The sequence below is a fragment of the Jeongeupia naejangsanensis genome, assembly GCF_016865585.1.
GTDB lineage: Bacteria > Pseudomonadota > Gammaproteobacteria > Burkholderiales > Chitinibacteraceae > Jeongeupia > Jeongeupia naejangsanensis.
The window spans coordinates 48,386-68,890 of the sequence record NZ_JAESND010000012.1 but is presented as its reverse complement, the minus strand read 5'-3'; the positions used below and the strand labels follow the sequence as shown (position 1 = coordinate 68,890).

Annotated in this window: 19 protein-coding genes; 7 read left to right on the top strand and 12 right to left on the bottom strand. The window is 67.4% G+C overall.

The features are described 5' to 3' along the window. On the top strand, positions 1-1,077 hold the full coding sequence (tssA, locus tag JMJ54_RS17705; protein ID WP_203539885.1) for a type VI secretion system protein TssA: 1,077 nt from the start codon (positions 1-3) through the stop codon (positions 1,075-1,077). Between the two features lie 75 nt (positions 1,078-1,152). Here the strand turns inward: tssA and JMJ54_RS17700 are convergent, their stop codons facing one another. Continuing rightward, complete coding sequence (locus JMJ54_RS17700) at positions 1,153-2,058, bottom strand: carbohydrate kinase family protein (protein ID WP_203539884.1); 906 nt, start codon at positions 2,056-2,058, stop codon at positions 1,153-1,155. A 173-nt stretch (positions 2,059-2,231) separates the two neighbouring features. Here JMJ54_RS17700 and JMJ54_RS17695 point away from each other — a divergent pair, with 173 nt between their 5' ends. From JMJ54_RS17695 to JMJ54_RS17680, 4 genes are all read left to right on the top strand, one after another. Then, positions 2,232-2,906 carry a YiaD family glycine zipper/OmpA-like lipoprotein gene (locus tag JMJ54_RS17695; protein ID WP_203539883.1) on the top strand — a complete coding sequence of 225 codons (675 nt, stop codon included), beginning with the start codon at positions 2,232-2,234 and terminating at the stop codon, positions 2,904-2,906. Positions 2,907-3,038: 132 nt separating this feature from the next. Beyond that, complete coding sequence (locus tag JMJ54_RS17690; protein ID WP_203539882.1) at positions 3,039-3,311, top strand: oxidative damage protection protein; 273 nt, start codon at positions 3,039-3,041, stop codon at positions 3,309-3,311. An 84-nt stretch (positions 3,312-3,395) separates the two neighbouring features. Next, positions 3,396-5,474: a polyphosphate kinase 1 gene (gene ppk1, locus JMJ54_RS17685; RefSeq protein WP_203539881.1), complete on the top strand. Its 2,079-nt coding sequence runs from the start codon at positions 3,396-3,398 to the stop codon at positions 5,472-5,474. A gap of 77 nt (positions 5,475-5,551) precedes the next feature. Next, positions 5,552-6,022: a SixA phosphatase family protein gene (locus JMJ54_RS17680; RefSeq protein ID WP_203539880.1), complete on the top strand. Its 471-nt coding sequence runs from the start codon at positions 5,552-5,554 to the stop codon at positions 6,020-6,022. Positions 6,023-6,365: 343 nt separating this feature from the next. Here the strand turns inward: JMJ54_RS17680 and JMJ54_RS17675 are convergent, their stop codons facing one another. Genes JMJ54_RS17675 through JMJ54_RS17655 form a run of 5 tightly spaced genes read right to left on the bottom strand, consistent with a single transcriptional unit; the run spans position 6,366 to position 10,848 of the window. Next, the gene (locus JMJ54_RS17675; RefSeq protein ID WP_203539879.1) at positions 6,366-7,562 is read right to left on the bottom strand and encodes a heme biosynthesis HemY N-terminal domain-containing protein; all 1,197 of its coding nucleotides are present in this window, start codon (positions 7,560-7,562) and stop codon (positions 6,366-6,368) included. Then, positions 7,559-8,596: a uroporphyrinogen-III C-methyltransferase gene (locus tag JMJ54_RS17670; protein WP_203539878.1), complete on the bottom strand. Its 1,038-nt coding sequence runs from the start codon at positions 8,594-8,596 to the stop codon at positions 7,559-7,561. The genes JMJ54_RS17675 and JMJ54_RS17670 overlap by 4 nt, the downstream gene beginning before the upstream one ends. Then, positions 8,593-9,411 carry a uroporphyrinogen-III synthase gene (locus JMJ54_RS17665; protein ID WP_203539877.1) on the bottom strand — a complete coding sequence of 273 codons (819 nt, stop codon included), beginning with the start codon at positions 9,409-9,411 and terminating at the stop codon, positions 8,593-8,595. Before JMJ54_RS17665 ends, JMJ54_RS17670 begins: the two co-directional genes overlap by 4 nt. Beyond that, a complete protein-coding gene (gene hemC, locus JMJ54_RS17660) occupies positions 9,377-10,375 on the bottom strand; it encodes a hydroxymethylbilane synthase (protein WP_203539876.1) in 999 nt (332 codons plus the stop codon). The genes JMJ54_RS17665 and hemC overlap by 35 nt, the downstream gene beginning before the upstream one ends. Then, positions 10,372-10,848, bottom strand: coding sequence for an Lrp/AsnC family transcriptional regulator (locus JMJ54_RS17655; protein ID WP_203539875.1), 477 nt, complete (start codon positions 10,846-10,848; stop codon positions 10,372-10,374). The genes hemC and JMJ54_RS17655 overlap by 4 nt, the downstream gene beginning before the upstream one ends. A gap of 101 nt (positions 10,849-10,949) precedes the next feature. Between JMJ54_RS17655 and JMJ54_RS19580 the strand changes: the two genes are divergently transcribed. Next, positions 10,950-11,282, top strand: a complete 333-nt coding sequence (locus tag JMJ54_RS19580) for a YjiS-like domain-containing protein (protein WP_203539874.1) — start codon at positions 10,950-10,952, stop codon at positions 11,280-11,282. Here the strand turns inward: JMJ54_RS19580 and JMJ54_RS17645 are convergent, their stop codons facing one another. Both JMJ54_RS17645 and JMJ54_RS17640 read right to left on the bottom strand, forming a co-directional pair. Continuing rightward, entirely contained in the window at positions 11,283-12,596 is a 1,314-nt protein-coding gene (locus tag JMJ54_RS17645) for a dicarboxylate/amino acid:cation symporter (RefSeq protein WP_203539873.1), read from the bottom strand. It abuts the gene before it with no gap. A 288-nt stretch (positions 12,597-12,884) separates the two neighbouring features. Continuing rightward, positions 12,885-13,307, bottom strand: coding sequence for a helix-turn-helix domain-containing protein (locus JMJ54_RS17640; protein WP_203539872.1), 423 nt, complete (start codon positions 13,305-13,307; stop codon positions 12,885-12,887). A 150-nt stretch (positions 13,308-13,457) separates the two neighbouring features. Between JMJ54_RS17640 and JMJ54_RS17635 the strand changes: the two genes are divergently transcribed. Continuing rightward, the gene (locus JMJ54_RS17635) at positions 13,458-13,961 is read left to right on the top strand and encodes a DUF2938 family protein (protein WP_203539871.1); all 504 of its coding nucleotides are present in this window, start codon (positions 13,458-13,460) and stop codon (positions 13,959-13,961) included. Position 13,962: 1 nt separating this feature from the next. Here JMJ54_RS17635 and JMJ54_RS17630 read toward each other — a convergent pair whose 3' ends face one another. From JMJ54_RS17630 to polA, 4 genes are all read right to left on the bottom strand, one after another. Continuing rightward, positions 13,963-15,318 (bottom strand): sigma-54-dependent transcriptional regulator, encoded by a 1,356-nt coding sequence (locus tag JMJ54_RS17630; RefSeq protein WP_203539870.1) that lies wholly within the window; start codon positions 15,316-15,318, stop codon positions 13,963-13,965. Next, complete coding sequence (locus tag JMJ54_RS17625; protein WP_203539869.1) at positions 15,315-17,138, bottom strand: sensor histidine kinase; 1,824 nt, start codon at positions 17,136-17,138, stop codon at positions 15,315-15,317. Before JMJ54_RS17625 ends, JMJ54_RS17630 begins: the two co-directional genes overlap by 4 nt. Then, positions 17,135-17,530: a VOC family protein gene (locus tag JMJ54_RS17620; protein ID WP_203539868.1), complete on the bottom strand. Its 396-nt coding sequence runs from the start codon at positions 17,528-17,530 to the stop codon at positions 17,135-17,137. The genes JMJ54_RS17625 and JMJ54_RS17620 overlap by 4 nt, the downstream gene beginning before the upstream one ends. A gap of 140 nt (positions 17,531-17,670) precedes the next feature. After that, positions 17,671-20,466 (bottom strand): DNA polymerase I, encoded by a 2,796-nt coding sequence (polA, locus tag JMJ54_RS17615; protein WP_203539867.1) that lies wholly within the window; start codon positions 20,464-20,466, stop codon positions 17,671-17,673. Between the last annotated feature and the right edge of the window lie 39 nt (positions 20,467-20,505).

The following is a 20,505-nucleotide window of genomic DNA, read 5'->3' as shown; positions in this document are numbered from 1 at the left end:
ATGCCGACTCTTCCCGATTTCGACGCCCTGATCGCGACGCTGCTGCAGCCGGTCAGTCCGGCACAACCGTGCGGTGTGCCGCTGCGGCACGAGCCCGAATACGACCAGATCCAGGATGCGCGCCGCCAGGACGATCCCGATTTGCCGGTCGGTATCTGGCAATCCAGCGTCAAGACAGCGGATTGGCGCGCCGTGGAGCAGTTGTGCACCGACGCCCTGCAGAAACGCGGCAAGGACCTGATGGTGGCTGGCTGGCTGGCCGAAGCCTGGGTGCAGCGTTACGGCCTGAGCGGCTGGATCAAGGGCATCGAGCTGATGGCGACGCTGTGCGAGCGCTACTGGGCCGGGCTGCATCCGCAGGCGGTCGATGGCGACGAGTCATGGCGAACCGCGCCACTGGACTGGATGTTGCGCACCTTTGCCGAGGCCCTGCGGTTCAGGGTGCCGCTGCTCGACCAGGCTGCCGACGTGACGCTGGCCATTTATCAGGGCTGGCAGCGGCAAAGCGTGTGCGGTACCGAGCGGCGTGCCGAGCAGGACGCGGCGCGGCTGGCCAGCAAGGCGCTGGAGCGCTACCAGACTGTCGTCCGGGCCGAATCGCCGGCAACGCTGCAGGGCCTGTCACAAACCCTGCGCGACAGCAAGATGACGCTGGGTGCGTTCGAGGCGCTGTGCGACCGGCAGATGCACAACGACGCACCGTCGTTTGGCGCCGTACAGCGCGTGCTGGACGAACTGCTGCTGATGCTCGACGGTCTGGACGATGTGCTGCCGTGGAAAGGCGTGAACAAGGAAAACGACATGACCGAACCAACGATCGCCTCGGCCGGGCCGGCTGCCGCCGCGACGCCGCTGCCGTCGCCATCGGGCGTCGTCAACGGCCGTGAGGACGCGTATCGCCAGCTCCAGGCCATCGCCACCTATCTGGCTCAGGTCGAACCGCACAGCCCGGTGCCCTACCTGATCAATCGCGCGGTCGAGTGGGGGCGGCGTCCGCTGCCAGAACTGTTGTCCGAGCTGATCGAGAGCGACTCGGAGGCCCGGCGCGTCTGGTCGCTGATCGGCGTATTGCCGTGACAGGCCGGCGGGTCGCCGCGTAGCATCCGCAGTCCGCCGGGGTGGATGGCGTACGCGGCGAATCGCGCTACGAGCTCAAGGTCGCCCGGCCATGGCGTCGACCTCCTCCCAGCTCGCTGCATAGGCGCCGGCGTGACTGGCGGCCAGCGCTGCCGCTGCCGCCGCATGGCGCAGATGGGTCGCCACCGGTGCCGCCGGCGCATGCAGCACGCTGGCCATCCAGCCGCCCATGCTGGCATCGCCACAGCCGACGGTATCGACCACGTCGACCTTGAACACCGGCTGGTCGATCACCGCGTCGCCATGCAGCCAGCGCATCCCCTCGCTACCACGGGTCAGCAGGATGTCGGCCTGCGGCGCCAGCGCGCGCAGGCTGGCCAGTCCCTGTTCCGGCGTCTGTCCGGCAAACAGCTGGCCGAGGTCTTCGTCGGAAACCTTGATGTAGTTTGCCAATGCGGCAACGGTGCGGAACGTGTCGGCGTAGTGCGGTGCGTTCATCGGTTCGCGCCAGTTCGGGTCGAAGGCGATGCGCTTGCCGGCCGCTGCGGCGGCTTTCGCGGTTTCGACCAGCCGCCCGGCCAGCGGCTGGCGCGCCAGGCTGATGCAGCCGAACTGGACGATCTCGGCGGCGGCCAGCCAGCCCTCGGGCAGTTGTGCCGGGTCGAAGGCCAGATCCGATTCGCCGACGAAAAAATACTGCGGCGGCCGGGTCGACGGCACCATTGCCAGCAGCGGTGCGGCGTCGGTGCGCTGGATGAAGCGCGCATCGAGCCCGGCCTCGGCGGACAGCCGGGCCAGCTCGTCGCCGAAGACGTCGGTGCTCAGTGCGCCGCCGTAGCCGGTCGCGATGCCGAGCCGGCTGGCGACGCGGGCGACGTTCCAGCATGCGCCGCCGGGCTGGGCCAGCCAGCGTTCATCGTCCTGGCGGATGAAATCGGTAAGGGCTTCGCCGAAAACGACAAAGCGCGGCAGTGCGGACATGGCGGGCATCCCGTGCGGCGAAGGCCTGATGCTGCCAGAGCCGCCTGCGTACCGGAAGTGGGAGGCGCCCTGATGGCCCGGCGTCAAGGACCGTTGATGTGATCATTGCCGCAGCCGTCCGGGCCATTGATTTGCAATAATGACAGGCTGATTCGAACACTGGAGAAAGCCTGATGCGCAAGTCCCTGATCATTGCCCCGTTGATGGGCGCCCTTTTGCTGTCCGCATGCGCAACCAATGACCTTGGTGAAAAGCGCGATCTGAACAACACCGAAATGGGCGCGATCATAGGGACGCTCGGCGGTGCGGCCATCGGCGCGGCGGTCAACCACAACAACCGTGGCAAGGGCGCGCTGATCGGTGCGGTGGGTGGCGGTCTGGCCGGCGGCGGCATCGGCTACTACATGGACACCCAGGCCAAGGACCTGCAGAAGCAGCTGGCGCCGGAAATCCAGAAGGGTGAAATCACCGTGCAGAAGCAGTCCGACAACACGCTGCTGGTCAGCATGACGTCGAACACCGGCTTCGACAGCAGCTCGGCCGTGATCAAGCCGGGCTACACGCCGACGCTCGACAAGATCGCCAAGGTCGTGAACCAGTACGGCAAGACCTCGATCACCGTCGTCGGCCATACCGACAGCAGCGGCAAGGCCGACAAGAACATGGTGCTGTCGCAACAGCGTGCGCAGGCCGTGACCGACTACTTCATCGGCCGCAACGTCAACCCGGTCCGCCTGCAGGCGATCGGCAAGGGCATCACCGAACCGCGCGCCGACAACGCCACGCCGGCGGGCCGCGCCCTCAACCGTCGCGTCGAACTGTGGATCGTGCCGGTTCGCGCCGACTGATCGCCGTACCGCTCCGGCAGGAAAGCGCGGCATGCCGCGCTTTTTTCATGCCGGCGCAGCGCTTCGCACTGGCTGTCATACCCCGTCAACACAGGTATGATTGAATGTTTCGCCCTATTGGAGAACGCCACCATGAGCCGCATGGTCCACTGTGTGAAACTCGGCCGTGAAGCCGAAGGACTCGACTTTCCGCCGCTGCCCGGTGAAATGGGCAAGAAGCTGTACGACAGCGTCTCGAAGGAAGCCTGGGCGGCGTGGGTGAAGCACCAGACGATGCTGATCAACGAGAACCGACTCAATCTCGCCGATCCGAAAGCGCGTCAGTACCTGCAGCAGCAGCTGCAGAACTACTTCTTCGGCGCAGGCGCCGATCAGGTTGCCGGTTTCGTGCCGCCGAGCGCGTAACCCGGAGCAAGATTGCAGGCCGCCTTGTTGCGGCCTGCTTCCATTTTCAGGCCGCGCGAGCGGCACGATGCGTGAAGTGAGCCCATGATCTACAAGCCCGCCGACAATCAGTTGATGCTCAATCGCGAGCTCGGTCTTCTGGAGTTCAACCGCCGGGTCTTCGCCCAGGCCGAGGACACGGGCAATCCCTTGCTCGAGCGGCTGAAGTTCCTCTGCATCGTGTCGAGCAACCTCGACGAGTTCTTCGAGGTGCGCGTCGCCTGGCTGAAGGAAAACATCCGCCAGTATCCGACCCGGCTGCTGCCCGAAGGGCTGACGCCGCAGCAGGCGTTCGAACTGCTGGCGCGCGAGGCGCACGACGTCGTCGAGCGGCAGTACCGGCTGTTCCGCGAAGTGATGCTGCCGGCGCTGGCCGACGAAGGCATCCACTTCCTGCGCCGCAGTCTGTGGAACGAGGCACAGCGTGCCTGGGTGAAGGATTACTTCTTCCGCGAACTGATGCCGGTGCTGACGCCGATCGGGCTCGATCCGTCGCACCCGTTCCCGCGCATTCTCAACAAGTCGCTGAATTTCATCATCGAGCTCGAAGGCCGTGATGCCTTCGGCCGCAACGCCGAAATGGCCATCGTCCAGGCGCCGCGCATCCTGCCGCGTTTCGTGAAGATGCCGAAGGAAATCAGCGGCGTCGAACACGGTTTCGTCTTCCTGTCGTCGGTGCTGCACGCCCACGTCGACGAGCTGTTCGTCGGCATGAACGCGCTCGGCTGCTACCAGTTCCGCGTGACCCGCGATTCGGACCTCAGCGTCGACGACGACGACATCAAGGACCTGCGCGCTGCGCTCGAGGGCGAGCTGAGCCAGCGGCCGTTCGGCGACGCGGTGCGGCTCGAGGTGGCCGACAACTGCCCGAAGCACCTGCAGGACTTCCTGCGCCAGCAGTTCGGTCTGGGCGAGATCGACGTCTACCGCGTCGGCGGCCCGGTGAACCTGGTGCGGTTGATGCAGGTGCCCGACCAGGTCGACCGGCCGGACCTGAAGTTCGAACCGTTCATGCCCGGGATTCCGCTCGAACTCCGCAAGCAGCCCGACGTGTTCGCGGCGATCAGCCGCGGCGACATCCTGCTGCACCACCCGTTCCAGAGCTTCACGCCGGTGATCGACTTCCTGCAGCAGGCGGCCACCGACCCGAATGTCGTCGCGATCAAGATGACGATCTACCGGACCGGCAGCGAATCGGCGCTGATGGACGCGCTGGTCGAGGCGGCGGCGCGCGGCAAGGAAGTCACCGTCGTGGTCGAACTGATGGCGCGTTTCGACGAGGAAGCGAACATCAACTGGGCCGCCAAGCTCGAACGCGCCGGCGCCCACGTCGTCTACGGCGTCTACGGCTACAAGACCCACGCCAAGATGCTGCTGGCGGTGCGGCGCGAGGACGGCAAGCTGCGCCGTTACGCCCACGTCGGCACCGGCAACTACCATCCGCGCACGTCCAAGCTGTACACCGACTTCGGCCTGATGACGGCCAACGAAGAGATCACCAGCGACGTCAATGACGTGTTCATGCAGCTGACCGGTCTGGGCCTTGCAGGCAACCACCTGCGCCTGTGGCAGGCACCGTTCACCCTGCAGCCCAACATCATCAAGGCGCTGGACCGCGAGATCCTCAACGCCCGCGCCGGCCGCAAGGCCGTGGTGATCGCCAAGATGAACGCGCTGCTCGAACCGACGGTGATCGAGAAACTGTACGAGGCCAGCCAGGCCGGCGTGACGATCCACCTGATCGTGCGCGGCGTCTGCGCGCTGCGCCCGGGCATGCCGGGCCTGTCCGAAAACATCAAGGTGCGCTCGATCATCGGCCGTTTCCTCGAGCACCACCGGGTGTTCTACTTCTACAACGACGGCGCCGAAGACGTGTACCTGTCGAGCGCCGACTGGATGGGCCGCAACCTGTTCCGCCGGATCGAGATCGCTTTCCCGGTGCTCGCGCCCAAGGTCAAGCGCCGGGTCATCCGCGAAAGCCTGCGTCCCTATCTGGTCGACAATGCCCAAGCCTGGGAAATGCTGTCCGACGGCCGCTACCGGCGCAAGAGCGCGCGCAGCGGCAAGCGCCGCAACGCGCAAGCCAGCCTGCTGGCCGAACTCGGTGCCAAGCAGCGCACCTGACGGCACACCGGGGCGGCGCCCCCATCCCGTGGCGGGCCAGCTGCCGCGGGATGTGCATCTGACCGAGGACGTATGAAATGGAACAGCTGATTCTGTGGCGCCACGCCGACGCCGAAGAAGGCGGTGACGATCTGGCGCGGGCGCTGACGCCCAAGGGCCGCAAGCAGGCGCAGAAGGTTGCCGCATGGCTGAAGGTCTATCTGGCCGGCCAGCGTGTCCGCGTCATCGCCAGCCCGGCCAAACGGGCGCAGGAAACGGCGAAAACGCTGGGCATCGACGTCGAGACCAGTGAGCTGCTCGATCCGGCCAACGGTCAGGTGGCGCATTACCTCGAGGCAGCCGGCTGGCCGCAGGGCGACGACGCCGTCGTGGTGCTGGTCGGCCATCAGCCGACGCTCGGCGCGGTCGCCGCGCTGCTGCTGACCGGCCGCGAACAGGACATGGCGCTGAAGAAGGGCGGACTGGTATGGATCGAGTTGCGGCGCCGTGGCGGTGGCGGTGGTGACTACGTGCTGCGCACGGCGATGAGCCCCGAACTGCTGGGCTGACTGCCGGCCGTCGCCATGCCGGTGGCCGGGCGACGAACGTGCGAACCGATCAAGCAACGCGGCCCTCCAACCGTCCACAGGAACTCCAAAGTGGAGATCGGGGCGATGAAACCACCACAAACGCCCGGGCAGGCCGAACCTGCCCGAAACGGACGTTCGAAGGACTTTTTGACTCGGCATCGTGACGATGCGGCGTTTTCATGGATCTGCTGCGCACCGGCGCAACCGCAAGGGACGCCGGGCAACGGGAAGCCAGTAAAGCGCGGTACGCCGGGCTGACGTCGTTCTAGAACTGAAAAGCCCTCCGCAAGGAGGGCTTTGTCATGGGCGCAGGACCGGCAGCTCAGCGCACCGGTACCGCCAGTGCCAGGCTGGCACGGTAGTGGCGGTTGGCCTCGTCGGGGCGGTCGAGCCGTTCGAGCAGCGCCGCCAGCTCGGTATGCGCCAGCGCGCTCGGCGCCACGGCAATGCTTGCTTCGAAGTAGGTCTGCGCCTTGCCCCACAAGGCACGCGCCGTGCACAGCCGACCGAGGGTCAGCAGCAGTTGCGGATCGTTCGGATGCTGCTTGAGCCAGTTTTCGGCCTGCTGCAATTGCGAGGCCAGCGCGTCGCCCTCCAGACCGAGGGTGCCGTAGCGTTCGGCCAGTTCGCTCGACCAGTTCTGCGCCAGCGCCGCTTCGATGGCGTCGCGTGCGGCGGCCGGCTCGCCCTGCGCGGCATAGGCATCGGCAAGCGCGGCGACCAGGGTCGGTGCGCAGCGATCGATCGCCGGCAGTTTGTTCCACCAGTCGCGCAGTTCACGCGGTGTCTTCGGTTGCCGGTGCAGCACGTTCTGGTACGCCTGCAAGCGGATCGCCTGTGCCTGGCCGGCGTCGAGCGCGTCGCTCTTGGCCAGCTGGTCGACCAGCTTGACGATCGCATCGGCGTTGTCTTCACGCTGGCGCAAGCGCAGTTCGAGCTTGAGCATCGCGGTCAGCTTCGGCGAAATGCTGCGGGCTTCGGCCAGCGCCAGTTCGGCATCCTGATTGCGGCGCTCGTCGAGGTAAAGCTCGGCCATCGTCATGGCCAGCGCCAGATGGCGCGGACCGAGTCGCTCGCGCAGCCGGACGAAATACTGGTCACGCTTGGCGAAGTCGCGCATCAGGTGCGCGGCCCGCGCGGCCAGGATGCCGTTGACGGCAAAGGCTTCGGTTTCGCGGCTGGCGGTGAACGCCTCGCCGGCCAGTCGTTCGGCGCGCTGGTAGCGGCCTTCGAAAAAGGCGATGCGGGCGTCGCGTTCGAGCTGGACCGACGCATCACGCGCCTTGCGCAGCCGGTAGGCCTTGACGCGATCCGGCAGGCCGCCGAGTTCGGCGACCACCCGGGCGAGTAGGTAGAGCGCGGCAACCAGGACGAGGATGCCGACGATGAAGACGTTGAGCGAAATCTCGATCCGCCATGGCGGGACGAACAGCAGCGCATAGCCGGTATTGAACTGTGCGAACAGCGTCAGCCCGACCGCGAGCGCGAACAGCGCGATCAACCAAAGAAGTGCTCTCACGGCTTGGCCCTCTCGGTGGCGAGCCGGCTCTGCCGGACGGCGGTCAGGCTGGCGGACAGATCGGGCAGCTTCAGCGACAGCGTTTCGCGCGACAGCACGTCGAGCGCGGCGATGGTGTTGCGCGTGGCCATCGCGGTGGTGTCGAAATACTGCTTCAGGTAGTCGTTGGTTGCCTTGAGGTCGGCGCGGAAGGCCGTTTCATTGCGCATCAGTAGCGCGGTGCGCGCATCGAGCAGGCGCAGCTTGATGTTCTCGCGCAGGAAGAAGGCTTCGTTCGGTGTCAGCAGCATCGCATCGGGCTTGTCGATCCGGCGGATCTGGATCAGCTGGCGGAATTCGTGCCACAGCTCGCCGCCGAACCGCTGCAGCGCGTTCTGCGGCGCTGCCGGGGCCGCCTTGTTCTTCGGATCGCGGTTGCCGTCGATGGCCAGCGGCAGTGTGTCGATGCCGGCCACCAGCGTGTCGAGCCGAGCGGCGATGCCGACGACGTCGAGATAGGGCTGGGTTTTCAGCTGGTCGATGTCGTGGTTGATGCTCTTGCGCAGCGCAATCAGCTCCGGACGGTTCAGCGCGGCGAGCTTCTGGTCGATCGCATTCAGGCCGACCAGCGCGGCGTCGACGTTGCCGGCGAGCTGCAGCTGCTGGCTGGCGAAGGCCAGCGTCTGTTCGGTCTCGGCGAGTACGCGCTGCGTTTCGTTGCGGGTCAGCGCTTCGTACATCGACGACAGCGCAGCCTGCTGGCTTTGCGTTTCGTTCTGCCGGGCCGACACCAGCGCCAGCTCGCGTTCGAGCGCCTGGCTGCGCAGCTGTGCCTGGGTTTCGCGCTCCTGCGTGCTGCGCAGCTGCTGCTGGCCGTGGGCGAGTTCGCGGCTGACCTGCAGGCGCAGCGTTTCCATCGCGTGCTGCTGGTACAGCCAGACACCGCCGGCAGCGACGAGCGCGACGACGGCGACGGCCATCGCCGGTGAAAAATGCGGCAGGCGGCGGCGGGGCGCGGTCAGCGCGGAAGGAAGCGAATCTTGTTCTTGGGTCATGGCTGCGGGTCCGCGAAATAGTGGCAGAGCGAGTCAACGGTTCCGGCGTCGCCGGTGGCACAGGTTTCGACGCGTGCCGCGCCGTGCGCGTGCAGTGCGGCGACGATGCGCGGATGCGGCGCGAAATACAGCAGCGATTGTAGCCGCTCGCGCGCAGCGCCTCCAGCCAGCGTGAACAGCACGCCGGCGGCTTCGGAGCTGCTGATCACCGCAGCGTCGATGCCGGCGTCGAGCAGGCGGGTCAGGCCGGCGTCGTCCAGGTCTGGCGGCCGGCGCCGGTAGGCCGAGACCATGGTCAGCGTCGCACCCCGCGCGGCGAGCGCTTCGGGCAGCACGTCGCGGCCGCTTTCACCGCGCACCAGCAGCACGCGCCGGCCGGCGAGATCGTGCATGGCGGCTTCGCGCAGCAGGCCTTCGCTGTCGTGTTGCAGCGGCGGCGAAATCACCGTGGTGGCGCCGAGTTCGAGCGCGCGCGCAGCGCTGCCGGGGCCGACGACGGCGACCGGTACCGTGGCCGGCCAGTCGCGGCCGAGCTGCGCGAACGTCAGGTCGAGCGCGGTCGGACTGACGAAGACCACGAGGTCGAAGCCGTCGAGCGCCGCCAGTGCCGTGGCAAACGGGGCCGGATCGGCCGGTGGAATGATGTCGAGCAACGGCTGGCGCACGGCGATACCGCCCTGCGCTTCGATCAGCGTCGCGAGCGTGCCGGCCTGCGCCTGCGGCCGGGTGACCCAGATGCGGCGACCGGCCAGCGAAGCCGGCGGCGCGGAACGGTGCTGCTTAATGGCCGGACGTCCCGTGATCGGGCGCGCCATGTTCGAGTGCTTTCAGGATGTCGTTCGCGCCTTCGCACATCAAAAGATCGGCAACCTGACGGCCGAGGCCGTCGGCGGCGGCGCGGGTGCCGTTGGATTCGGCGTAGACGCTGTGGCTGCCGTCGGGCATCGCCACGAGGCCGCGCAGCCGCAGGAAACCGTCCTCGTCCTCGGCGAACGCCGCCAGCGGCAGCTGGCACGAACCGTTCAGCCGGCGCGACAGCGTGCGTTCGGCGGTGACGCAGGCGGCGGTCGCTGCATGGTTCAGCGGCGCGAGCAGCGCTTTCAGGTCGTCGCGGTCGGCGCGGATTTCGATGCCGAGCGCACCCTGGCCCGGTGCGGGCAGGCTGATGTCGGCGCTCAGTTCGGTGCGGATGCGGTCGGCGAAGCCGAGGCGCTTGAGTCCGGCGGCGGCAAGGATCAGCGCGTCGAACTCGCCGGCATCGAGCTTGGCCAGCCGGGTGCCGACGTTGCCGCGCACCGGCTTGAACACGAGTTGCGGGTAGCGGGCGCGCAGCTGCGCTTCGCGGCGCAGGCTGGCCGTACCGACGACGGCGCCTTCGGGCATCGCGTCGAGGCTGGCGTAGGTCGTGGAGACGAAGGCATCGCGCGGGTCTTCGCGTTCGGTGATGGCGGCGATGGCGAAGCCTTCGGGCAGCATCATCGGGACGTCCTTCATCGAATGCACGGCCAGATCGGCGCGGCCGTCGAGCAGCGCTTCCTCGAGTTCCTTGACGAACAGACCCTTGCCGCCGACCTTGTTCAGCGTCTTGTCGAGGATCTGGTCGCCCTTGGTCGTCATCCCCAGCAGGTCGATCTCGGTACCGGGCAGCAGCGCGGCGAGCCGGGCCTGGATGTGCCGGGCCTGCCACAGGGCAAGCGGGCTTTCTCGGGTGGCGATGACGAGACGGGTGGGGGCGGACACGGCGGTGCTCACAGAGGTTCGATATGCCGATTCTATCATTGCCGCGCCGAGGGCTCGGCGGTGTCGAGCCGCGCCACCGGGCGGGCGATCGGCGTCGACAGCACCAGCGAGGTGGTCAGGTTGCCGTGTGCCGCCAGTGCATCGACGACGGTCTGCAGCGCTTCCGGGCGCGGGATCACGCAGCGGATCAGCAGGCAGTCCTCGCCGGTGATCCGGAGCACCTCGAGCACCTCGGGCATTGCCTCGCACTGCTTCAGCGCCTGCGGCAGCCGCGCGTGGTCGCTGCGCAGGCGGATCATCGCCTGCAGGCCGTAGCCGAGCTTCTGCAGATTGAGCCGGGCGCCGTAGCCCTCGATGACGCCAGCATCCTCGAGCTTGCGGATGCGTTCGCTGATCGCCGGTTGCGACAGGCCGATGCGCTTGCCGAGCGCCGACAGGCTCTGGCGCGCGTCGTGCTGCAGCGCGTCGACGATCTTCCAGTCCATGCTGTCGAGCTGAAACGATGAATTCATGGTGTGCCTTGCCGAAAACCGATGGATGCAAAGTACGGCGGGGTCATTTCGAATGGACCTGCATTCAGGCCGCCGCCGCTGCGCCATATCCTGTTTCCATCGTGAACGAAGACCCGAGGGTGGACAAGATGGGCTGGCAGGAACTGAGTTTAGTCTGGCCGTCGCGCCCGGTGCGCGAGGCCGATGATGGGCTGATCGGCGGACACGGAACAGCAGCCATGAAGCGCACGGGATGGTGGCAACGCTGGCGGCAGCGGCGCCGGCTGGCCAGTCAGCTGGCCGAGTTGCGCGGCATGTCGGGCTACCAGCTGGGTGATCTCGGCATCGCCGCCAGCGACATCGACGCGATTGCCGCCGGCACCTTCGAGGCCCCGGTGTCGCGGGCGAAAAAAAACCCGGCCGGGGCCGGGCAAAGAGAGGAAAAACGGTTCTGATCAGGCGCGGTCGAGGCCGAGCTGCGGGGCGACCGGTGCAACGCTGATTTCGGCTTCGGTCTTGCCGCCCCCGAGCACACGGTTCAGCTGTGCGGTATCGAGCTCGTTTTCCCAGCGCGACACGACGACGGTGGCGACGGCGTTGCCGATGAAGTTGGTCAGTGCGCGCGCTTCGCTCATGAAGCGGTCGATGCCGAGGATCAGCGCCATGCCGGCGATCGGGATGCTCGGCACCACCGCCAGCGTCGATGCCAGCGTGATGAAGCCGGCACCGGTGACGCCGCTGGCGCCCTTCGACGTCAGCATCGCCACGGCAAGGATCATCAGTTGCTGGCTCAAGGTCAGGTCGGTATTGGTCGCCTGGGCGATGAACAGCGCCGCCATCGTCATGTAGATGTTGGTGCCGTCGAGGTTGAACGAGTAGCCGGTCGGTACGACGAGGCCGACGACCGACTTCGAGCAGCCGAGCTTGGTGAGCTTGTCCATCAGACGCGGTAGCGCGCTTTCCGACGAGCTGGTGCCGAGCACGATCAGCAGTTCTTCCCTGATGTAGACGATCAGCCTGAGCACCGAGAAGCCGCAGGTGCGGGCGATGCTGCCGAGCACCAGCACGATGAAGAGGCCGCAGGTCAGGTAGAACGCGCCCATCAGCTTGGCCATCGGGATCAGCGACGCGACGCCGTACTTGCCGATCGTGAACGCCATCGCGCCGAAGGCACCGATCGGGGCGAGCTTCATGATCATGTTGACGACCGAGAACAGCACCTGCGAGATCTTGTCGTTCAGTTCTAGCAACTGCTGGCCGCGCTCGCCAAGTCGGGAGAGGCCGAAGCCGAACAGGATCGCCAGCAGCAGCACCTGGAGGATCTCGCCGTCTGCGAAGGCGCCGGCGACGGTGCCCGGGATGATGTGCATGATGAAATCGACGGTGCTGTTGCCGTGCGCCTTGGCGGCGTAGCCGGCGACGGCGCTGGCGTCGAGGTGGGCGACGTCGGCGTTGAAGCCGGCGCCCGGCTGCAAGACGTGCGAAACGATCAGGCCGATGACCAGCGCGAACGTCGACACGACCTCGAAGTACAGCAGCGCCTTGCCGCCGACGCGGCCGACCTTCTTCATGTCCTGCATGCCGGCGATGCCGTGGACCACGGTGACGAAGATCACCGGCGCGATGATCATCTTCACCAGCTTGATGAAGCCGTCACCGAGCGGCTTGAGCGCGGCACCGAGGCCGGGGTCGAAGTAGCCGAGCAGCACGCCGGCGACGATGGCGACCAGCACCTGCACGTAAAGCACCTTGTAGAAAGGCTGTTTCATGATCACGACTCCTGGGGCGACGGATCGCCGGTTCCGATTCGTGGCGCCGCGTAGTGGTGCTGCGCGGGCTACGGCTTGCCTCGTTACAGTGCAAGCGCCGTGCCAGAAGCCGTTCTGGAGTCAGTACATTGATTTATCAGGGTTTGTGCCGGATCGTGCCGATGCGGCCATGTGCGGCATTCCGCCATGACAGCCCGTGCGTGTGCGGAAATCCGCTCACCGTTCCGGTAGTCGGTGTACGGCGTATTCCGGATTGCACCGGCATGCGGCAGTACGGGGCGGCCGCGTTCAGGGCTTGCCCGGCTGCCGCGGGTGGCGCGGCGCAGTGCCGGCGGTCTGCAGCAGCTTCCGGAACGTCGGGCAGGCCATGTGGTTCGGAGCCGGGCAGTGCGCCGCGTGCTGCAGTCCGTCGCGCAATGCGCTGAGCCGCCGGATCGTGCGTTCGAGTTCGTCGGCCCGGGCGAGCAGTTGCTGCCGGTCGATCTGCGGCTGGCCGTCCGGACCGAACATGCCGGCGATGTCGTCGAGCGAGAAACCGGCGGTGCGGCCGAGCGCGATCAGCGCCAGCCGTTGCAGCACATCCGGGTGATACAGACGCCGCAGGCCGCGGCGTCCGGTCGGGCGGATCAGCCCCTTTTCTTCGTAGTAGCGCAGCGTCGAGGCCGGCAGGCCCGAGTGCCGGATCACTTCGCCGATATCGAGCGTATCCATGCTTGACCTCAAGTCGACTTGAATTTGCAGAATGGAGATTCATACACGGCAAAGCAAGCGGAGTGACCATCATGAGAAGCACACCAGTACCAGCGGCAGCCCGACGCGCCGCACCGAACGGCCGGCAATCGCCGGCAAAGCGGGGCTGCCATGACTGATCTTATCGACGTACTGTGGCGGATCGGGCTGACCGGCATCGGTGCGACGGCCTGCATGGATCTGTGGACCGTGCTGCGCAAACGTCTGTTCGGCGTGGCGTCGCTCGACTATGCGCTGGTCGGGCGCTGGGTCGCGCACATGCGGTTCGGCCGGTTTCGCCATCCGGCGATTGCCAAGGCGTCGCCCCAGCCGTGCGAGCGGGCCATCGGCTGGAACGTGCACTACCTGAGCGGGATAGCGCTGGCGGCCTTGCCGCTGCTGCTGAGCGGGGCCGACTGGCTGTCCCGGCCTTCGCTGCCGGTGGCGCTGGGCGTCGGCCTTGGCAGCGTCGTGCTGCCATTCTTCGTGATGCAGCCGGCGTTCGGTTTCGGCATCGCCGCGCGGCTGACCGCGAATCCGCGGGCCGCGCGCTGGCGCAGCGTGACCACCCATCTGGCGTTCGGCTTTGGCCTGTTCATCGCTGCCAGCGTTGTGGCGACCGGGTGGCCGCGCTAGCTCAGCTCTGGCGGAATGCGTCCGGGTCGATGCCGTGGCGGGCGAGCTTGTCGTACAGCGTCTTGCGCGGCAGGCCGAGCGCCTCGGCGGCACGGGTGACCTGGCCGCCGGTATCGCGCAGCGCACCCTCGATGATGCGCTTCTCGGCACGGTCGACCTGTACGGCGAGCGTCGCCGGTGCGATGTCGCCGGCGAGCTTCGGCGTGCCTTCGGGCAGGCCGAGGCAGAAACGCTCGGCGACGTTCTTCAATTCGCGCACATTGCCGGGCCAGTCGTACGCCTGCCAGCGCGCCAGATCGCCGGCGCTCCAGCCTGGCGCCGGCCGGCCGAAGCGCTGCGCGGCGTCGAAGAGGAAATGGCCCATCAGCAGCGCGATGTCATCCTTGCGCTCGCGCAGCGGCGGCAGGTCGAGCACGACGACGTTGAGCCGGTGATACAGGTCGGCGCGGAAACGGCCGGCGTCGCTCTCGGCCTTCAGGTCGGCCTTGCTGGCGGCGACGATGCGCACGTCGACGGCAATCGCCGCGTTGCCGCCAAGCCGCTCGACCTTGCGGTCCTGAATCACCCGCAGCAGCTTCACCTGCAGCGCCAGCGGCATGCTCTCGATTTCGTCGAGGAACAGCGTGCCGCCGTCGGCGTACTCGATCTTGCCGATCCGCCGCTTGGCCGCGCCGGTGTAGGCGCCGGCCTCGGCACCGAAGACCTCGGCCTCGAAGATGTTTTCAGGCAGCGCGCCGCAGTTGAGCGCGACGAACTGGCCCTTGCGGCCGCTGGCGACATGGAGCGCCCGCGCGACGACGTCCTTGCCGCAACCGGTCTCGCCGTTGACGAGCACGTCGATACCGACCGGTGCGACCGCAGCGATGGTCTGCCGCAGTGCCACGATCGCCGGGTTCTGGCCGATCAGCAGCTGTTCGAGCGGCTCGCCCAGCCTGGCGCGCAGCCGCTGGTTTTCCCACGCCAGCCGGCGCTTTTCCAGTGCGCGCCGAACCTGTTCGACCAGCCGTTCGGACGTGAACGGCTTTTCGATGAAGTCGTAGGCACCGTCGCGCATCGCGCCGACCGCCATCGTCACGTCGCCGTGACCCGTGACGAGGATGACCGGCAGCGCACGATCGAGCGCAAGCAGCTCGCGCAGCAGCGCCAGCCCGTCGCGACCGGGCAGCCGGACGTCGCTGACGACGACGGCCGGGCGTTCGCCGTCGGCGATGGCGTCGAGCAGCGATTCGGCGTCCGGATGGCCGCGGACGGCAAAGCCGGCCAGCCGCAAGGCCTGTTCGCTGCCGCGGCGGACGATGGGGTCGTCCTCGACCAGATGGATGCTCTGCGGAAAGGCGTCGGTCAGCGGTTCGGTCATGGCGTCGGCAGGGTCAGGATGAAGATGGCGCCGCCATCGGCGGCATTGTCGGCGCTGAGGCTGCCGGAGAAACTCTGCACGATGGTGTGCGAAATCGCCAGCCCGAGGCCGAGTCCCTTGCCGACCGGCTTGGTCGTGTAGAAGGGCTCGAACAGCCTTGAGAGCGCCTCGGGCGCGATACCGTCGCCGTGGTCGCGGATGCGGATCTCGACCTGCCCGTCCAGCGTGCGTACGCCGGCCGCCAGCACCGGTGCGATCTGGCCTTCCATTGCATCGAGGCCGTTGCGCAGCAGGTTGACCAGCACCTGTTCGAGCTGCAGCGCGTCGGCGCGGACAGTTTCGTCGCCGACGTCGGTGTCGATCCGGGCGTTCAGCTCGCGGCGACGCGGCTCGACCAGCATCAGCGCGTTGGCGAACGCGTCGGCCAGCCGCACCGGTTCGAGCCGTGCCGATTCCTTGCGGGCGAAGGTCTTGAGCTGGCCGACGATGCGGCCCATCCGTTGCGCCAGCAGGCTGATCAGGCCGAGGTTCTCGCGTGCTTCGGCCGTTTCGTTCAGTTCGAGCAGCCGGGCGGCGTTGTCGGACAGGGTCGTCAGCGCGGCGAGCGGCTGGTTCAGTTCGTGGGTGACGCCGGCGGCCATCTGCCCGAGCACGGCGAGCTTGGCGGTCTGCACCGCGTTGTCGCGGGCGCGCCGCAGCAATGCCTCGGTGCGTTCGAGCTCGTGGATGCGCTCGGTCAGCGCCTCGTTGGTGATCACCAGATGTTCGGTCTGCTCGGCGATGCGGGCCTCGAGCGCCGCGTGCGCGGCGCGCTGCGCCTTGAGCGACTCGCGCCGTTCCTCGAGCCGGCGGCGGCGCTGCTGCGCGAACAGCCACAGCGCGGTGACGAAGGCGAGGCCGAAGCCGAGCGCGGCGGCCTGTGCGGCGGCGCTGCGGCGGACCTCGGCGGTGTTCGACAGCAGCACGATATGCCAGCCGAGCGGGCCGACCCCGGCGGTCTGCGCCATGTAGTCGCGGCCGTTCTCGGGCCCGGCGATGCGCAGCCTTTGCGGTTGCGGCGCCGATGCATCGATGCGCTGGCCGGCGGCGAGCACCTGCAGCGCCTGTTGCGGATACTGGCGCGTCTGCGCCAGCCGCGTGCGGTCGGCCGGCGGCAGCGGGCTCAGCGTGTGGTAGCGCCAGGCCGGCATCGACGACAGGAACACCACGCCGACGTCGTCGGCGACCAGCAGCGGATCGCTGCCGCCGGGCAGTGCCGCTTCGTACGGTCCGAGGCTGACCTTGACGACGACGACGCCTGCAATCCGGCCGTCGCGCTTCAGCGGCGCCGACAGGTAATAGCCGGGTGAAAGGCTGGTGGTGCCGAACGCGTACATGCGCCCGGGCCGGCCGGCGATCGCATCGCGGAAATAGGGGCGGTAGTCGAAACGCCGGCCGACGAAACCCTGCGGCTCGCGCCAGTTGCTCGCTGCCAGCGTCACGCCGTCCGGCGCGATCAGGTAGGCGACCGACACCTGTGCGTGCTGGCGGAAGGCTTCGAGATAGCGGTTGGCGGCGGCGATGCGGGCCGGATCTCCCGGCGTGGCGAGCGCCCCGGCCAGCGTGGATTCGAGCGTCAGCAGCTGCGGCAGCTGCGCGTACTTGTCGAGCAGCGCGTCGAGGCTGCGGGCGTAGAAGCCCAGCCGCTGGCGTGCCTCGGCCTGCTGTGCCGCCAGACCGCGCTCGAGCAGCCAGGCATAGCCGGCCCCCGCGAGCAGCGCGCCGGGGACGAGCATCAGCAGGACCAGCAGCCCGCGTCGCAGCGGGGCGGGCGGGCTCATGCGTCGGGCGTGCCGGCCCGGAACTGGACGACGTTGCCCTCGGGGTCGACGCCGTCGCAGACGACGAAATCGCCGAAACGCCATTCGGCCTCGGGCGGCGGCAGCACCCCTCCGAGGCAGGCGGCCACGGTGCGTGCGTTGGCGAGACTGGGGACGAAGAACACCGGCTTGATCGCCGTGTTCTCGCGCGGGCGCGGCGGGGTATCGATGGCGATGGTCGCGGCGATCTGTGCCGGTACGCGCTGGATCACCAGCTCGTAGCCGGGCGCATTCAGCACGATGTAGTTCGATTCGGCGTGACCGATGTCCATGTCGAGCACGCCGGCGTAGAACGCCGCGACGCGTTCGATGTCGACGGCGTACAGCACGGTGCCGGCTTTGAGTCTGCTCATGTTGGACCTCCTTGCGCCAAGCCTAAGACAATTCTCTTGTGCAGACCATCCGGCGTCACCGCTGCCTTCCGTGTTGCCGGGATCTGCCGGTGCATGAAAAAAGCCCTGCACGACGCAGGGCCGGATTGGAAAACGGCGGATCAGTGCGCCTCGTCCCAGTTGTCGCCGACACCGACTTCGGCGACCAGCGGCACTGCGAGTTCGGCGATCTGCGCCATTTTCTTCGGCAGCTCGACGCGGATCAGTTCGACCTCGTCTTCCGGTACTTCGAGCACCAGTTCGTCGTGTACCTGCAGCACGAGCTTGCTCTTGAGTTTCGCGTCGCGCAGCCATGCGTCGACGGCGATCATCGCCCGCTTGATCAGGTCGGCGGCGGTGCCCTGCATCGGTGCGTTGATCGCGGCGCGTTCGGCGCCGGCGCGGCGGCCGGCGTTGCTTGATCGGATCTCGGGCAGCCACAGCCGGCGGCCGAACACCGTCTCGACGTAACCCTGCTCGCGCGCCTGGATGCGGGTCCGCTCCATGTAGTCGGCGACGCCGGGGAACTGGGCGAAATAGCGCTCGATGAAGGTCTTGGCGGCGCTGCGGTCGATTTCGAGCGCGGCGGCGAGGCCGAAGGCGCTCATGCCGTAGATCAGTCCGAAGTTGATCGTCTTGGCGTAGCGGCGCTGCTCGCTGCTGACTTCGAGCGGCGAGACGCCGAACACTTCGGACGCCGTGGCGCGGTGGATGTCCTGGCCTTCGGCAAACGCCTTGAGCAGTGCCTTGTCGCCGGACAGGTGCGCCATGATGCGCAGCTCGATCTGCGAGTAGTCGGCCGAGACCAGCTTGCAGCCTTCCGGCGCGACGAAGGCCTCGCGGATCTTGCGGCCCTCGGCGGTGCGGATCGGGATGTTCTGCAGGTTCGGGTCGTTCGACGACAGCCGGCCGGTCGCGGCGACGGCCTGGCTGAAGTTGGTGTGCACGCGGCCGGTGTCCGGGTTGACCATCGTCGGCAGCTTGTCGGTATACGTCGACTTGAGCTTCGACAGGCTGCGGTTCTCGAGCAGCACCTTCGGTAGCGGGAAATCCTTGGCCAGTTCGGTCAGCACGTCCTCGTCGGTCGACGGTGCACCCTTCGGCGTTTTCTTGATCACCGGCAGGCCGAGCTTTTCGAAGAAGATTTCGCCGATCTGCTTGGGCGAGCCGAGGTTGAACGGTTGGCCGGCCAGTTCGTACGCCTGCTGTTCCAGTTCGATCAGCTTCAGGCCGATCGCGTGGCTCTGGCGGTTGAGCCGGTCGGCGTCGACCAGCATGCCGTTGCGTTCCATCGTGAACAGTACCTCGCGCACCGGCATTTCCAGCTCGCGGTACAGCGTGTCCAGCTGCGGTTGCTGCGCCAGTTTGGCGCTCAGGGAGTGCGCCAGTCGCAGCGTGATGTCGGCATCCTCGGCGGCGTAGGCGGTCGCGGTGTCGACGCCGACTTCGTCGAAGCCGATCTGCTTGGCGCCCTTGCCGGCAACTTCCTCGTACTTGATCGTCGTCTCGCCCAGTTCGCGCATCGCCAGATCGTCCATATTGTGGCGTTCGTGGCTGGCGAGCACGTAGGACATCAGCAGCGTATCGTCGGCGATGCCGGCCAGCGCGATGCCATGGTTGGCGAACACGTGCTGGTCGTACTTGAGGTTCTGGCCGAGCTTCTTGTGTTCGTTCGACTCGAGCCACGGACGCAGCTTCTCCAGCGTTGCATCGAACGGCAGCTGCTCGGGTGCCTCGGTGCCGCGGTGCGCCAGCGGCAGGTAGGCGGCCTCGCCCGGGGTGACCGAGAACGAGATGCCGACGATCTTCGCGCGCATCGGGTCGAGGCTGGTGGTTTCGGTATCGAGCGCAACGACGTCGGCAGCCAGCAGTTTGGCCAGCCAGGCGTCAAGCTGCGCGTTGGTCAGGATGGCTTCGTAGTGTCTTTCGACCGGCGCTGCGGCCGGCTGTGCGGCGGGGGCATCGGCGGTCTCGATGGTCGATGCCGCCTCGCCGTTCGGCGCCGGTGACGCCACCGGTTTGCCGAACAGATCACCGGCGGATGCCGGAGCGGCGGCGAGCTTGGCTTCGGCCTCGCGCTGCCAGCTGCGGAAATTGAAGCGCTGGAACATCGCCAGCAGCGTCTCCCAGTCCTCGGTGCCGGGGGCGAGATCGGCGATTCCGTTGGGCAGTTCGGTGGCGAGGTCGACGTCGGTCTTGATGGTGACGAGTTCCTTCGCCTTCGGCAGCCAGTCGAGGCTGTCGCGCAGGTTCTGGCCGACGACGCCCTTGATCGATCCGGCGTTGGCGATGATCGCGTCGAGGCTGTCGTATTCGGCCAGCCACTTGGCGGCGGTCTTGTCGCCGCATTTGGGCACGCCGGGCACGTTGTCGACGGCGTCGCCCTTCAGCGTCAGGAAGTCGACGATCTGGTCCGGCCGGACGCCGAACTTGGCGAACACGCCGGCTTCGTCGAGCACTTCGTCGGTCATCGAGTTCTCGATCCGCACGTGGCTGTCGACCAGCTGCGCCATGTCCTTGTCGCCGGTCGACATGATCGCCGTCATGCCCTGCGCGGCGGCCTGCCGCGCCAGCGTGCCGATCACGTCGTCGGCCTCGACGCCGTCGACGATCAGCATCGGCACGCCGAAGGCGGCGACGGCTTCGTGGATCGGCGCGATCTGTACGCGCAGGTCATCCGGCATGCTCGGCCGGTTGGCCTTGTATTCGGGGTAGAGGTCGTCGCGGAAGGTCTTGCCCTTGGCGTCGAACACGCAGGCGATGTAGTCGGCCGGCGTGGTCTGGCGCAGCTTCTTCAGCATGTTGATGAAGCCGTAGACCGCGTTGGTCGGCGTGCCGTCGGGTGCCGACAGTTCGCGGATCGCGTGGAAGGCGCGGTACAGGTAGGACGAACCGTCGATCAGGAGCAGGGTGGGCATGGCATTTCCGCAAGCCGCCGCCTTTTGGGCGCGGCTATA